The sequence below is a fragment of the Streptomyces sp. NRRL B-1347 genome (assembly GCF_000720325.1).
In the GTDB taxonomy this organism is placed as follows: domain Bacteria; phylum Actinomycetota; class Actinomycetes; order Streptomycetales; family Streptomycetaceae; genus Streptomyces.
Map to the genome: position 1 here is coordinate 41,354 of NZ_JOJM01000029.1, position 14,726 is coordinate 56,079.

General features: G+C 72.8%; 13 protein-coding genes. 11 read left to right on the top strand and 2 right to left on the bottom strand.

The annotated features are described in order from the left end of the window. The first annotated feature begins 52 nt into the window (after positions 1 to 52). Both IG74_RS0123825 and IG74_RS0123830 read left to right on the top strand, forming a co-directional pair. The gene (locus IG74_RS0123825) at positions 53 to 577 is read left to right on the top strand and encodes an RNA polymerase sigma factor (RefSeq protein WP_030680951.1); all 525 of its coding nucleotides are present in this window, start codon (positions 53 to 55) and stop codon (positions 575 to 577) included. 40 nt (positions 578 to 617) lie between these two features. Next, entirely contained in the window at positions 618 to 1,130 is a 513-nt protein-coding gene (locus IG74_RS0123830; RefSeq protein WP_030680954.1) for a GNAT family N-acetyltransferase, read from the top strand. 74 nt (positions 1,131 to 1,204) lie between these two features. On the opposite strand, the gene IG74_RS0123835 is transcribed toward IG74_RS0123830, so the two are convergent. Together IG74_RS0123835 and IG74_RS0123840 are read right to left on the bottom strand one after the other, a co-directional pair. Then, positions 1,205 to 1,636, bottom strand: coding sequence for a hypothetical protein (locus tag IG74_RS0123835; RefSeq protein ID WP_030680955.1), 432 nt, complete (start codon positions 1,634 to 1,636; stop codon positions 1,205 to 1,207). A gap of 7 nt (positions 1,637 to 1,643) precedes the next feature. Further along, the gene (locus tag IG74_RS0123840) at positions 1,644 to 2,003 is read right to left on the bottom strand and encodes a hypothetical protein (RefSeq protein ID WP_030680957.1); all 360 of its coding nucleotides are present in this window, start codon (positions 2,001 to 2,003) and stop codon (positions 1,644 to 1,646) included. Positions 2,004 to 2,093: 90 nt separating this feature from the next. On the opposite strand from IG74_RS0123840, the gene IG74_RS0123845 reads away from it, so the two are divergent. The 9 genes from IG74_RS0123845 to cobT all read left to right on the top strand — a co-directional run bounded on the left by IG74_RS0123845 (position 2,094) and on the right by cobT (position 14,722). Continuing rightward, the gene (locus IG74_RS0123845; RefSeq protein ID WP_030680959.1) at positions 2,094 to 2,774 is read left to right on the top strand and encodes an HAD family hydrolase; all 681 of its coding nucleotides are present in this window, start codon (positions 2,094 to 2,096) and stop codon (positions 2,772 to 2,774) included. Between the two features lie 395 nt (positions 2,775 to 3,169). After that, the gene (locus IG74_RS0123850; RefSeq protein WP_030680962.1) at positions 3,170 to 4,222 is read left to right on the top strand and encodes a methionine ABC transporter ATP-binding protein; all 1,053 of its coding nucleotides are present in this window, start codon (positions 3,170 to 3,172) and stop codon (positions 4,220 to 4,222) included. Next, complete coding sequence (locus IG74_RS0123855) at positions 4,219 to 4,968, top strand: methionine ABC transporter permease (RefSeq protein ID WP_030680964.1); 750 nt, start codon at positions 4,219 to 4,221, stop codon at positions 4,966 to 4,968. Before IG74_RS0123850 ends, IG74_RS0123855 begins: the two co-directional genes overlap by 4 nt. Before the next feature lie 96 nt (positions 4,969 to 5,064). Then, positions 5,065 to 5,898, top strand: a complete 834-nt coding sequence (locus IG74_RS0123860) for a MetQ/NlpA family ABC transporter substrate-binding protein (RefSeq protein WP_030680968.1) — start codon at positions 5,065 to 5,067, stop codon at positions 5,896 to 5,898. Position 5,899: 1 nt separating this feature from the next. Then, positions 5,900 to 6,727 (top strand): MetQ/NlpA family ABC transporter substrate-binding protein, encoded by an 828-nt coding sequence (locus IG74_RS0123865; RefSeq protein ID WP_030680970.1) that lies wholly within the window; start codon positions 5,900 to 5,902, stop codon positions 6,725 to 6,727. Positions 6,728 to 6,913: 186 nt separating this feature from the next. After that, positions 6,914 to 7,561: a GNAT family N-acetyltransferase gene (locus IG74_RS0123870; protein ID WP_030680972.1), complete on the top strand. Its 648-nt coding sequence runs from the start codon at positions 6,914 to 6,916 to the stop codon at positions 7,559 to 7,561. Between the two features lie 43 nt (positions 7,562 to 7,604). Further along, positions 7,605 to 8,696, top strand: a complete 1,092-nt coding sequence (locus tag IG74_RS0123875) for an IS630 family transposase (RefSeq protein ID WP_030680975.1) — start codon at positions 7,605 to 7,607, stop codon at positions 8,694 to 8,696. 259 nt (positions 8,697 to 8,955) lie between these two features. After that, positions 8,956 to 10,167 (top strand): precorrin-6y C5,15-methyltransferase (decarboxylating) subunit CbiE, encoded by a 1,212-nt coding sequence (gene cbiE, locus IG74_RS0123880; RefSeq protein ID WP_030680978.1) that lies wholly within the window; start codon positions 8,956 to 8,958, stop codon positions 10,165 to 10,167. Between the two features lie 313 nt (positions 10,168 to 10,480). Next, a complete protein-coding gene (gene cobT / locus IG74_RS0123885) occupies positions 10,481 to 14,722 on the top strand; it encodes a nicotinate-nucleotide--dimethylbenzimidazole phosphoribosyltransferase (RefSeq protein ID WP_030680982.1) in 4,242 nt (1,413 codons plus the stop codon). The last annotated feature ends 4 nt before the right edge of the window (positions 14,723 to 14,726 follow it).

The following is a 14,726-nucleotide window of genomic DNA, read 5'->3' on the forward strand; positions in this document are numbered from 1 at the left end:
AGCCGCGGCCGTTTCGGAAACCCGGCGCCGAAACGGCCGCGTCGTCGCGGATATGACGCCCTCGCTCTCGCCCGACCTCGTCACCGCCCTGCGTCCGCTGCTCGCCGCGGAGGCCTCGGCGGAGGCGCACGGCTCCGGCGCCGAACCCGGCGACCTCGAGCAGGCCGTGTGGCTGCGCCTGCTCGAACACCTGGACGCCAAGGGGTCGCTCGCCGACCCCGCCGGCTGGCTGCGCACCGCCGTCCGCGACGAGGCCCACCGCAGCCGCCACGCCGCCCGCCGCGAGCGGCCGTACGTCACCGAACCGGCCGACGACGTCCAGGGCGGCCCCGAGCAGCGCGTGCTGCGGGCCGACCGGCACCGCCTCCTGCACGCGGCCGTACGCAAGCTCCCCGGACGGTGTCCGCGGCTCCTGGCTGCACTTCTGTCGCCCAAGGACCTCACTTACCGTGAAATCGCAGGAGAGTTGGGAATGTCACAAGGATCTCTGGGGCCGGAACGTTCCCGATGCCTGGGATGCCTGCGCAGAATGCTCGCGCAAGAGGTTGCGACTCCTGGCCCGTGGGGAAAGGAGTGAGGGACAACCGGTGGAGCAGGTGAGCGGGAGGCATGCACACATGGGCATGAGCGTGACCATCTCCGAGGCGGCGGCCGACGACCAGGACGCCGCCGAGCAGATCCTCAAACTGCAGTACCTCTGCTACCAGAGCGAGGCCGAGCTGTACGGCGACTACTCGATCGAGCCCCTGACCCAGACCCTGGAGTCCCTCAAGGCGGAGCTGGCCGGGGGCACCGTCCTGGTCGCGCGGCTCGGCACCGAGGTGGTGGCCTCCGTGCGGGCCAGCGTCGACGGAGCGGGCACGGCGCGCGTCGGCAAGCTCGTCGTCCACCCCCGGATGCAGCGCCACGGCCTGGGCGGACGGCTGCTCGACGCGATAGAGCGACGGCTCGGCGAGGGCGGCACGGCCCGCCGCTTCGAGCTGTTCACCGGGCACCGCAGCGAGAGCAACCTCCAGCTGTACCGCAAGCACGGGTACGCGCCGGTGGGCACGCGGCGCGTGGACGAGAGGCTGACGGTGGTGACCCTTGCCAAGGAGGTGGCGGCGGAGGCTTACGCCGCCAGCGCCTAGGCGCTTCGCGCGGTTGTTTCGTCCGCGGGCGCGTTGGGGCTGGTCGCGCAGTTCCCCGCGCCCCTTCGGGGCGCTTACGGGCGCCCGGCCTTGCGCAGCCAGTACAGGGCGGTCACCGGAAGCAGCACGGGGATGAACAGGTACCCCATGCCGAAGTCCGACCAGACCGTCGCGTCCGGGAACGCGGACGGCTCCGCGAGGGTCCAGGCCCCGACCCCGAGCACGCCGACCAGCTCGGCGGCGCAGCACACCAGCGCCGCCCTGCGGGCCGTCTCGCCGCCGCGCACCAGTGAGTACGTGATGAAGCCGTAGACCACGCCGGCGAGCGCCGACAGGGTGTACGCGAGCGGCGCCTTGTCGAAGTCCGTCGCGATCTGCACCGCCGAGCGCGACACGGCGCCGACCACCATCACGCCGTACAGCCACACCAGCAGGATGCCGGGGCCGCTGATCAGCTTCTGCCGCTTCGGCCCGCCCTGCTCGGGCGCCTTTCCGGATGCGGTCACGGCCACCTCAGCCTCCCCAGATGTCGTACAGGCGCACTTCGAGCACGGCCAGGACCACGCCGCCCGCGGCGACGGTCGCCGAGCCCCAGCGGGTGCGCTCCGCGAGCGACATGAAGCCCGCCGCCGGAACGCAGGCGAACGAGCCGATCAGATACGCCACGAAGATCGTCGTGCCCTGCTCCGGGTGCTCGCCCCGGGCCAGCTGCACGATGCCGACGACCAGCTGGATCAGGGCGAGGAGGGTGACCACGCCCATGCCGATGAAGTGCCAGTCCTTCGTCGGCTGGTCCCGGTAGGCGGCGAAGCCGCACCAGGCCGCGAGCGCGAGCGCGGCCACGGAGGTCGCGACGGTCAGGGCAACAAGCATGCCGAGACCCTATTACGGGCCAAAAGGCCCGATGCGCGCGGCCCCGGGGGCCCGGGGCCGACCGGGGGACGCCACGTAGGGTCGATCTCCATGAACACCCAGGCTGATCCCCGGAAGATCCAGGCAGAAGCGCTCCTGTTCGACAACGACGGCACCCTCGTCTCCTCGATGGAGTCGGTGACGCGGTGCTGGACGCGCTGGGCGGGGGAGTACGGGATCACCGCGGAGGACTTCGGGCGGGTGGAGCTGCACGGGCGCCCCGCCGCCGAGATCGTCGCCGACCTGCTGCCCGCCGGGCTCGTGGCGGAGGCCGTCGCGCGCATCGAGGAGCTGGAGGTCTCCGACGTCGCGGGCGGCGTCGTCGCCCTGCCCGGCACCCTCGACCTGCTCGCGTCGCTGCCGCCCGAGCGCTGGGCCGTGGTCACCTCCGCCACCCGCCGCCTGGCCGAGGCCCGCCTCGGCGAGGTGGGCATCCGCCCCAAGACGCTGATCGCCGCCGACGACATCACCCGCGGCAAGCCCGACCCGGAGCCCTTCCTGCTGGCCGCGCGGACGCTCGGCGTTGACCCGGCGCGCTGCGTGGTCTTCGAGGACGCCCCCGCGGGTCTCACGGCGGGCCGGGCCGCGGGCATGACCACCGTGGCGTTGACCACAACGCACTCCGCGGCCGAGCTGTCGGCCGATGTCGTCGTACGGGACCTCTCGGAGGTGTCGGCGCAGGCCACAGCGGGTGGGGTGGAGATCGCCACCCGCGCGGCGGCGGATCTCTGAGGCGACGCCGAGCGTCCGACTGGCGGGCATCAGGCGTCCGCTATTCGGACAGCGGTGGTGGTGCGGCGGCGCCCGCGTGTTTTACTGTCCGCATGACCACGACGAGCAGCCGCACCCTTGCGACCGAGGCGATGACGACGCCCGGTGCTCGTTGTATGTGTCGAATGTGCGCCTTCTGAGGGCCCCTGTTCCACTGAGCCTCGCGCCCCGAAGCGAAGCCGCCGTGCCCCGCCGCCCCTGCGTCCCGTGCTCACGCGATGCGGAGGAAGCGAGCCCGCCCCCGCGCACACGTCCTCCGGTTCCACCGCCACCGCGAGAACCGTGCCGCGTTCCGAACGAATGCCCCGTGCCCCGGCGACACCATGCGCCGCGCACTCGACAGTGACGGAAACCCAGTGATCACCACTTCCGGCCTTACCAAGGTCTACCGCTCACGCGGTCGTGAAGTAACCGCCCTCGACGGAGTCGACCTGCACGTACGCGAAGGCGAGGTGTACGGCGTCATCGGCCAGTCCGGCGCCGGCAAGTCCTCGCTCATCCGCTGCGTGAACCTCCTGGAGCGTCCCAGCTCCGGCACCGTGACGGTGGCGGGCCAGGACCTCACCGCGCTCGCCGGACGCGGCCCGCGCGCGGGCAGGGAGCTGCGGGCCGCCCGCAGCCGCATCGGCATGGTCTTCCAGCACTTCAACCTGCTGTCCTCGCGCACCGTGCAGGCCAACATCGAGCTGCCCCTCGAAATCCTCGGCCTGTCCGGCAAGGAGCGCAGCCGCAAGGCGCTCGAACTGCTCGACCTCGTCGGCCTCGCCGACAAGGCCAAGTCCTACCCGGCACAGCTCTCCGGCGGCCAGAAGCAGCGCGTCGGCATCGCCCGCGCCCTCGCGGGCGACCCGAAGGTGCTGCTCTCCGACGAGGCCACCAGCGCCCTCGACCCGGAGACCACCCGCTCGATCCTCCAGCTGCTCCGCGACCTCAACGAGCAGCTCGGCCTGACCGTCCTGCTCATCACGCACGAGATGGACGTCGTCAAGACCGTCTGCGACTCGGCCGCGCTGATGGAGCGCGGGCAGATCGTGGAGTCCGGCACCGTCAGCGAGCTCCTGGCCACGCCCGGCTCGCAGCTCGCCGCCGCGCTCTTCCCGCTCAGCGGCGCCGCGTCCGGCGACCACCGCACGGTCGTCGACGTCACCTTCCACGGCGAGGCCGCGACGCAGCCGGTCATCTCCCAGCTGTCGCGCACGTACAACATCGACATCTCGATCCTCGGCGCCGCCATGGACACCGTCGCGGGCAAGCAGGTCGGGCGCATGCGCATCGAGCTGCCCGGCCGCTTCGAGGAGAACGTCGTGCCCATCGGCTTCCTGCGCGAGCAGGGCCTCCAGGTCGACGTCGCCGGGCACGACACGCCCGCGCCGCAGGACTCCGCGCTGGTGAAGGAAGGTGCCAAGTGACCTGGGACGAAATGCAGCCCCTGCTGGAGCAGGCCTGTTGGGACACCCTCTACATGGTCGGCTGGTCGGCTCTCATCGCCGTCGCCGCGGGACTGCCGCTCGGCCTGCTCCTGGTGCTCACCGACCGCGGCGGCCTGCTGCAGAACGTCGTCGTGAACAAGGTGATCGGGCAGGTCGTGAACATCGGCCGCTCGATGCCGTTCATCATCCTCATGGTCGCCCTGATGGGCTTCACCCGCTCCATCGTCGGCACCACCATCGGCCGTGAGGCGGCGATCGTGCCGCTCGCGATCAGCGCCATCCCGTTCTTCGCCCGCCTGGTCGAGACGGCCGTGCGCGAGGTCGACCACGGCCTGGTCGAGGCCGTGCAGTCGATGGGCGGCAACACCTGGACGATCGTCCGCAAGGTCCTGGTGCCCGAGTCGCTGCCGTCGCTGATCTCCAGCGCCACCACGACCGTCGTCGCCCTCATCGGCTACTCGGCGATCACCGGCACCGTCGGCGCGGGCGGCCTCGGCGACCTCGCGGTCCGCTACGGCTACCAGCGCTTCGAGACCGAGCTGATGTGGATCACCGTCGGCATCCTCGCCGTGGTCATCTCGATCATCCAGTTCGCCGGTGACTTCGCCGCCCGCAGGCTCCACCGGCGCGGCAGCCACTCGGGCGCCGCGCCGCGTCTGAAGCTGCTCCGCGACAAGGCCCCGAAGACGGTCACGGCCGAGGCCGAGCCCGCCAAGGCCTCCTGAGCCCCCAGAGTTCGCTGCGTTCGCCCAGCGGGCGCCCAGCACCACCCCCGCACCACTGGCGCGGGCGTGTACCACCCATGGAGAAAGGCACTTTTCGTGCGTAACACCACCAAGATCACCGCTGCTGTCCTGACCGCCGGAGCCCTCACCCTGGGGCTCACCGCCTGCGGCTCGGACAAGGACTCCGCAGGCGACAAGGACGGCCCGCTCGTCGTCGCCGCCACCCCGACCCCGCAGGGCCAGATCCTCGACTTCGTCAAGAAGAACCTGGCCAAGAAGGCGGGCCTCGACCTGGAGGTCAAGGAGTTCACCGACTACGTCACGCCGAACACGGCGACGCAGCAGGGTGAGGTCTTCGCGAACTACTTCCAGCACAAGCCGTACCTGGACGACTTCAACAAGAAGAACGGGACGGACATCGTCCCCGTCCCGAACGGCACGGTGCACCTGGAGCCGCTGGGCGTCTACTCGAAGAAGATCAAGAAGCTCGACGACCTGAAGAAGGGCGCCACGGTCGCAGTCCCGAACGACACCACCAACGAGGCGCGCGCCCTGAAGCTCCTCGCGGACAACGGCGTCATCAAGCTCAAGGACGGCGTCGGCTTCGAGGCCACCCCCAAGGACATCGCGTCCAACCCGCTGGACCTGAAGTTCAAGGAGCTGGAGGCCGCGGCCCTGCCGCGCACCATCAAGGACGTCGACGCCGCGGTCATCAACGGCAACTACGCCCTGGAGGCCGACCTCAGCCCCGCCAAGGACGCCCTCGTCGCCGAGAAGGCCAAGGGCAACCCCTACGGCAACTTCCTCGCCGTGAAGAAGGGCAACGAGGACGACCCGCGCGTGAAGAAGCTCGCCAAGCTCCTCACCTCGCCCGAGGTCAAGGGGTTCATCGAGAAGCAGTACGACGGCTCCATCATCGCGGCGTTCTGACATGCGGACGCCGGGCACAGCCGTGGCGGCCGGGGCCCTGGCCCTGGCGCTCGGCCTGACCGCCTGCGGCTCGGGCTCCGGCTCCGACGGCGACAAGCTCGTCGTCGGGGCCACCCCGACCCCGGCCGGTGAGGTCCTGGAGTACATCCAGCAGAACCTCGCGAAGAAGGAGGGCCTCGACCTCCAGATCCGCGAGTTCACGGACTACGTCGCGCCGAACACCGCCCTCCAGGAGGGCTCCCTCGACGCCAACCTCTACCAGCACACCCCGTACTTGAAGGACTTCAACGCCTCCAAGAAGACGGACCTGGTGCCGGTGACCGAGGTCTATCTGCCGCCGATGGGCGTGTACGCCGACAGCGGCAAGAAGCTCGACGACGTCACCCGGCTCCGCTCCGGAGCCGTCGTCGCCGTCCCGAACGACACCACCAACGAAGGCCGGGCGCTCCACCTGCTCGCCTCCAAGGGCGTGATCGAGCTTAAGAAGGGCGCGGGCGCGAACGCCACCCCCGAGGACATCGCGGCCAACCCGAAGAAGCTCACCATCAAGCCCCTGGAGCCCGCGCAGCTGCCGCGCTCCCTGAAGGACGTCGACGCGGCCGTCATCAACAACAACTTCGCGCTCGACGCGGGCCTGAGCCCCAAGAAGGACGCCATCCTCCTTGAGTCGGTGACGGACAACCCGTACAACAACGTCCTCGCCGTCAAGAAGGGCAACGAGGACGATCCCCAGGTCAGGAAGCTCGCCAAGCTCCTGAAGTCACCTGAGGTGAAGAAGTTCATCGAGGACGAGTACAAGGGGTCGGTGCTGCCCGTCACGACGGGCTGACACGCACCGCAGTCCCGGTCGACGTCCCGGCCACACACACGGGGTCCTCTTCGCGACGCGGAGAGGACCCCGTGGTGCGACTACGCGTCAGCATGCTGCATGCTGAACACTTCAGCAGGCCTGAAGGTCCCCCAGGGCCACGAAGGTTCAGGGAGCGACAGGCCCATGAAGGTTACGGAGCGGCGCATGACTACAGCCTCCACAGGCTCCTCGGGGTTCCCCGACATCTCCATCAGCACGGAGCGCCTTGTGCTGCGCCCTCTCGACGAGGCGGACGTCTCCGCGTACGCGGAGATGATGAACGACGAGCTCGTCACCGCCTGGACCGCCGTGCCCCAGCCCTACACCGAGGCGGACGCGCGCGCCTGGATCACCGACCTTGCCCCCGCCGAGCGGGCCGCCGGGCGCGGCATCTCCCTCGCCGTCACCGAGTTCCTCACCCAGCGCCTGGTCGGCGCCGTCCAGCTGCGCCGCACCGACTGGCGGGTGCGCTCCAGCGAACTCAGCTACGTGACCGCGCCCTGGGCCCGCGGCGAGGGCTACGCGTCCGAGGCCGCGCTCGCCACCGCCCAGTGGCTGTTCCACGACCAGAAGTTCGAGCGCATCGAGCTGCGCACCGCCGCCGACAACACCGCGGCGCAGCAGGTCGCGCAGAAGATCGGCTGCATCAGCGAGGGCGTCCTGCGCGGCGCCTGGATAGCGCGGGTCAGAAACGGCGGCGACCCCCTCGGCGGCTGGATCGACCTGCGCACCGACCTCATCGTGTGGAGCCTCCTGCCGGAGGACCTCGAAGGCGTCACGGAACACCTGACGGCGTTCTCGGACTGGAACTAGTCTTCTGAGTCAGGAATTCCGTTCAGATGTGTAGGCTTGTTGGGTGGCACGAACTGGGCGGCCGAAGGCTGAGTTGACGTTGTCGGGCGAAGAACGGGCCGCACTCGAGGGGTGGGTGCGGCGCCGTTCCACGCCGCAGGCGTGGGCACTGAGGTGCCGGATCATCCTGGCCTGCGCGGAGGGTGCCTCGAACAAGGACGTGGCGGCCCGGCTCGGCTCGACCGCGCATGCGGTGGGCCGCTGGCGGGCTCGTTTCGTCGAGCACCGGATCCCCGGCCTGGGCGACATGCCTCGCTCGGGCGGTCCCCGGTCGGTCACCGACGAGCAGGTGGCCGCGCTGGTCACCAGGACTCTGCAGTCCGCTCCGAAGAACGCGACGCACTGGTCGACACGTTCGATGGCGAAGGAACTGGGCTTGTCGCAGTCGACCGTGTCGCGGGTCTGGCGGGCGTTCGGCCTGCAGCCGCACCGCTCGGAGACGTTCAAGCTGTCGACGGATCCGTACTTCGTCGACAAGGTCCACGATGTCGTCGGCCTGTATCTGGACCCGCCGGAGCGGGCCCTTGTCTTCTGCGTGGACGAGAAGTCGCAGATCCAGGCCCTGGACCGCTCTCAGCCGGTGCTGCCGATGATGCCCGGAGTGCCGCAACGCGTCACGCACGACTACGTCCGGGCAGGCACCACCACCCTGTTCGCCGCCCTGGAGGTCGCCACCGGCAAGGTCATCGGTTCCCTGCACCGCCGCCACCGCGCCGAGGAGTTCAAGAAGTTCCTCGTCAAGCTCGACCGGGAAGTGCCGGTCGGTCTCGAGATCCACCTGGTGCTGGACAACTACGCCACCCACAAGACCCCGGCCATCAAGACCTGGCTGCTGGCCCATCCCCGGTTCCACCTGCACTTCACACCGACCGGGTCGTCGTGGCTCAACCTGGTGGAGCGATGGTTCGCCGAACTCACCAACAAGCAGATACGGCGGGGCGTCCACAAGACCGTCCAGGCCCTGGAACAGGACATCCGGACCTGGATCGCCGCCTGGAACACCGACCCGAAGCCCTACGTCTGGACGAAGACCGCGGACGAGATCCTTGAACGCCTCGCCTCATATCTGAACAGAATTCCTGACTCAGAAGACTAGCGCCTTCGGGCGGCGTGGGCGGCGCATCGGCCTGCCGCCTCGTCCTCAAGCGCCGGACGGGCTGGATCCACTGCGGCACCGTCGTCGGCTGCCCGTCCCCGGGTGTCACTGGGTCCGCTGCGGCACCGTCGTCGGCCTTCCGTCTCCGGGTCTCGCCAGTCCACCGGCGTCCGGGTGCGGCGCCAGCAGGTACGCTCCCCCCGGGCCGCACCCATCGGCCTCCCACCCGACGATCCGCGAGCGCAGGAGACAGACGACGATGGCCGACCGGGTCACGGTGATCGGCTGGGACGGCTCGCCGCTGACCACCGCGGCACGCTCCGCGCTGAGCGCCGCGACACTCGTGGCGGGCGCCGCCCACCACCTCGCACTCCCCGAGGTCCCCCCGACGGCCGAACGCATCCGCCTCGGCAGCGTCGCCCTCGCCGCCCGTCGCATCGCCGCCCACCGCGGCACGGCGGTCGTCCTCGCCGACGGCGACCCCGGCTTCTTCGGCGTCGTCCGCACCCTGCGCGCCCCGGAGTTCGGCCTTGAGGTCGAGGTGGTCCCCGCCGTCTCCGCCGTCGCCCAGGCCTTCGCCCGCGCCGGCATGCCCTGGGACGACGCCCAGGTCGTGGTCGCCCACCGGCGCACGCTGCGCCGCGCGGTGAACGTCTGCCGGGCGCACAGCAAGGTCGCCGTGCTCACCTCGCCCGGCGCCGGGCCCGCCGAGCTCGGCCTGCTCCTCGACGGCGTCCACCGCACCTTCGTCATCTGCGAGGAGCTCGGCACCGAGCGCGAGCAGGTCTCCGTCGTCACCTCGGACAAGGCCGCCGACCACAGCTGGCGCGACCCCAACGTCGTCATCGTCATCGGCGGCGCCGCCGCCCAGGACAGCGGCTGGATCGCGGGCCGCGACCCCGGTACGGACCCGCGCGGCTGGGCCCTGCCCGCCGCCGCGTACGGCGGCGAGCACGAGCTCGGCGAGGGCGAGACCGACCGCATCCGCGCCGCCCAACTCGCCCGCCTCGGCCCCCGCGTGGGCGACCTGGTCTGGGACATCGGCTGCGGCAGCGGCGCGTTCGCCGCGGAGGCCGCGCGGTTCGGCGCCGCCGTCATCGCCGTGGACCGCGACCCGGACTCCTGCGCCCGCGCCACGGCCGTCGCGCGCCGCTTCGGCGTGCAGGCCCACATCGTGCACGGCACCGCGCCGCACATCCTCGAAAGCCTCCCGGAACCGGACGTCGTACGCGTCGGGGGCGGGGGAGCGGCGGTGGTGTCCGCCGTCGCCGACCGGCGCCCGGAGCGCATCGTCACCCACGCCGCGACGCGCGACGCCGCCGAACTGCTCGGCCGGAACCTGTCGGAGCACGGATACGCCGTCGAGTGCGCCCTCCTGCAGTCCGTCGAACTCGACACCCGCGCCTGGACGGAGCGGAAGCGGACCGTCGTCTTCCTGCTCTCCGGGCTGCTTCTCGACCGCACCGCGTGACCCTGGCGGCCCTCCTACCGCGCGGTGCGCGGTAGGCTGGCCGATCGTTGTACCGCACCCGGGTGCCCGGCGATTCCTTGGTCAATGTCCGGAAAGCTCGCCCGTTTTGGGGGGTGCGTGTGGTACGGCGGGACCGCTGGACGCGCGACGTGGCGCAGTCCACAGCGGACCGTGGCCGATCACGCTGCCGCGGTGGCGGAGCAACCGCGACAATGCCTTGTGGTCCGTACGCGGCGCGTTGCCGCGCGGCTCGCGAGCTCGTTGCGGATGACGGGCGGTCACAGAAGGACTAACCGATGGGCGAGGGGTACGCATGACCGACACCGGCCAGGTCCCGGGCGAAGGGCAGCCGGAGAGCGCAGGCATGGTGGAGCAGTCGGGCGTCCCCGCGCCGGGCCCCTACACCTTCCTCGATCCCTCCGAGCACCCCGCCGAGGACGACGACCTGCTGCTGATGCCGGGTGCCCAGGGCGCGTGGAGCGAGGCGCAGGCCGCGCAGCCGGGCATCGCGCAGCAGCCACCGGCAGGACCGCCCGCCGCGGGCGTGGCGCCCGTGCGGACGGCCGGACCCCAGGGCGTGCCGCAGGGCGGCGCGCCGGGCGTGCCCGCCCAGCCGGGCGCGGTGTCGGCGCAGTTCGCACCGGAACACGCCGCTCCGGCCGCTCAGCCGGTACCGGTCGGCCAGGTGCCCGTGCAGGTACCGGCAGGCCAGGCCGGTCCCGACCAGGCGCAGGCGCAGCCCGTCGCGGCCCCGGCGCCCTTCGCCCAGGAACAGGCCGCCCACCAGCCCGGACCGCACGAGACGGCGGGCCGGGACAGCGGGTCCGTCGACCTGACCGGCGTCCCGTTGCCCTCGGGCCCCGCGCACACCCCCGCCTCGCACCACGGGACCTCCCGCCGCCCGCTGCACCGCGGCCCGGCCGCGCCCGTCGTCCCCGACGGCGCCGCCAGCCCCGTGCTCTCCCTCGCGGACCGCGGCCCCGCGGGCGGCACGCCGCACGCCGTGCCCGTACGCCAGCCGGGCCCGCCGACCAGCGGCCCCGAGTACCTGGACGTGCCGCGCCAGGACACCGGCGCCCTGCCCGGCCCGCAGCTCGGCGAGATCCCGCCGCAGGGCGCGATGCCCTGGGGCGCGCAGCCCCAGCAGGCCCCGGTCGTACCGACGCAGAACCCCCAGGGCGCGGCTGCAGAAACGGTCGTCCCAGAGGCCGCAGGAGCCGCGGGGGTCGCTGGAGCCGCTGGAGCCGCGGGGGCCGCAGGCGTCGCAGAGGTCCCGGGAGACCCGACGGCCCTGGCAGCCCCGGCTGCCCCGATCGTCCCGGCTGCCCCACTCGTCACGAGCCCCTCGGATGCCTCTGACGTCCAGGCCGCCCCGGACGCCACGGACATCCCAGACACCACGAATACCCCGGACGCCTCCGCCGTCGCAGAGGTCTCCGACGGCACGAACGGCGCGAACACCCCCGCCGTCACCGATGCCACACCCACCCCGGAGGGCACGCCCGTCGCACCCCAGCCGTCCGCCGCGGACGCCGCCCCGGAGCCGGTCGAGGCATCGGGCGCAGCCGGTGGCGAGGTGGCGCCCGAGGGTGCGCAGGAGATGCCGTCGGCGCACATCGTGGGCCCCGCACAGGCTGAAGGCGCCGAGAGCGCCGTCCTCGCCTCCGATGCCCCGGACGCTCCCGTCGTGGCGGACGCGACCGTTCCGCACGCCCCCGACGCGGACGCGCCGGCGCATTCCGCCGTCCCCGAGCCCGTCGAGCCCGAGCCCGCTCCGGACGCCGCGAACGGCCCGGCCGAGGCCGTCGCGGCAGCCGGGGCCCCCGAGGCCGCGGCCGGTGCGCAGGGACCGGTCGCCGAGGTCGCGCCCGACGCCTCCGAGGCCGTCACCGTCCGGGTCGCGCCGGGCATCCCGGTGCCGCCTCCCATGTCCTTCGTCGACGACGAGGCCCCGTTCGCCGACGCACCGGTGCCGGGCCCTGCGGTCGCGCGGCCCGCGGCCGCCGCCGTCGCCCCGCAGGCCCCCGACGCCGCCCAGCCGTGGCCGGAGGCCGGCGCGCAGCTGCCCCAGGCCATGGTCGGGCCTGACGCGCAAGTGCCCCCGCCGCTCGGCCAGTTCGTGCCGGTCGAGGGCTCGGTGCCGACCACCCCGCACCTGGCGCCGACGCCGCCGCGGCCGCTCGCCGTACCGCCGGAGTACTTCGCTCCGCAGCAGCCCGACGAGTCGGCAGCGCAGGAGCCGTCCGCCGCCGTCCCGGCCGCGGACGCCGCGCCCCAGGGCCCGGCCGTCCCGGACGCCGCCGCGTCCCCCGTCCTCGTACCGGCGGCCGAGCTGCCGGACGCCGAGGAGGCCGCGCCGCAGGAGCGGCCCGTCTCCGAGGCCCCCGCCGCCCCCGAGGTTCCGGCCGCCGCCGACGCGCACGCCGAGCCCGGGGAGCAGCCCGTACCCACCGTGCCCGCACCCCGCGACGGCGACCGGCCCACCGCCGCTCCCGCCGCCACCGCGGCACCCGCACCCGTCGCCGCGGCGGACGGCCAGCTGCCGCCCGCCCAGGAGACGACCGACCCCGACGAGCCGATGCACGCACCTCACCCGGCCGAACCGACCGACCCCGCCGCCCGGGCCGACGAGGCCCCCGCCGCGGCCCCCGACCTCGCCGCCCCCACGGGCCCCGAGGAAGCCACCGGCCTGCCCGAGCACCTCACCGACGCCCCGGAGGGCCCCGAGGACCTGGGCACCCCGCTGGTCCAGGACGCCTCCGACCTCGCCGAGCCCCTCCCGGCCGACTCCGCGGCGCCGGTCGGGCCCGAGGCCCCGCTCGACCCGCCCGCCCCGGGCTACGCCGACGCCGAGCGCGAGGCCGTCCTGCGCGTCATGCGCGAGCGCCGCGACATCCGCAACGGCTTCCGCAGCGACCCCATCCCGCACGAGGTGCTGCTCCGCGTCCTGGAGGCGGCCCACACGGCGCCGTCCGTGGGCCACTCCCAGCCCTGGGACTTCGTCGTCATCCGCTCCGCCGAGACCCGCGGGACCATGCACGAACTGGCCCAGCGCCAGCGCGAGGCGTACGCGAAGTCGCTCCCCAAGGGCCGCGCCAAGCAGTTCAAGGAACTGAAGATCGAGGCCATCCTCGACACCCCGGTGAACATCGTCGTCACCGCCGACCCCACCCGCGGCGGCCGCCACACCCTGGGCCGCCACACGCAGCCGCAGATGGCCCCGTACTCCTCCGCGCTCGCGGTGGAGAACCTGTGGCTCGCGGCCCGCGCCGAGGGCCTCGGCGTCGGCTGGGTCAGCTTCTTCGACGAGCGCGAGATGGTCCGCGCCCTCGGCCTGCCGGAGCACCTGGAGGTCGTGGCCTACCTCTGCGTCGGCTACGTCGACGAGTTCCCCGACGAGCCCGAGCTGATGCAGGCGGGCTGGTCGAAGCGCCGCCCGCTGTCGTGGGTCGTCCACGAGGAGACGTACGGCCGTCGCGCGCTGCCCGGCGAGGACCCGCACGACCTGCTCGCCGAGACGGTCGCCAACATCCGCCCGCTCGACGCCAAGGCGCTCGGCGAGGCCTGGGAGCGCCAGAAACGCATGACCAAGCCCGCCGGGGCGCTCGGCATGCTCGAAATCATCTCCGCGCAGCTGTCCGGCCTGTCCCGGATGTGCCCGCCGCCGATCCCGGAGCCGGCCGCCGTCGCGATCTTCGCGGGCGACCACGGCGTGCACGCCCAGGGCGTCACGGCCTGGCCCCAGGAGGTGACCGGCCAGATGGTCGCCAACTTCCTGGGCGGCGGCGCCGTCTGCAACGCCTTCGCCACCCAGGTCGGCGCCGAGGTCTGCGTCATCGACGTCGGCGTGGCCAGCGAACTCCCGGCGACGCCCGGCCTGCTGCCCCGCAAGATCAGGCCCGGCACGGCCGACATGACCACGGGCCCCGCCCTGACCCGCGACGAGGTCAAGGCCGCCATCGAGGTCGGCATCGAGACGGCCCGCGACCTGGTCGCGGCGGGCAACAAGGGCCTCCTGACCGGCGAGATGGGCATCGCCAACACCACCGCGTCCGCGGCCCTGATCTCCGTCTACACGGACACCGACCCCCTTGAGGTCACCGGCCGCGGCACCGGCATCAACGACGAGATGCACGCCCGCAAGGTCGAGGTCGTCCGCCGCGCCCTGGAGCTGCACCAGCCGGACCCGGCCGACCCCATCGGCGTCCTCGCCGCCATCGGCGGCCTGGAGCACGCCGCGATGGTCGGCCTGCTCCTCGGCGGCGCCTCGCTGCGCACCCCGGTGATCCTGGACGGCGTCAGCGCGGGTGCGGCCGCCCTGGTGGCCCGCGCCATCGCCCCCGAGGTCCTCGCCGCCTGCATCGCGGGCCACCGCAGCGCCGAGCCCGGCCACGTGGCCGCCCTGAACAAGCTCGGCCTGCGCCCCCTGGTGGACCTGGACCTCCGCCTGGGCGAGGGCACCGGCGCCCTGCTCGCCCTCCCGGTCGTGCAGAGCGCGGCACGGGCGATGCACGAAGTCGCCACGTTCGACTCCGCGGGCGTCACGGAGAAGTAGCACG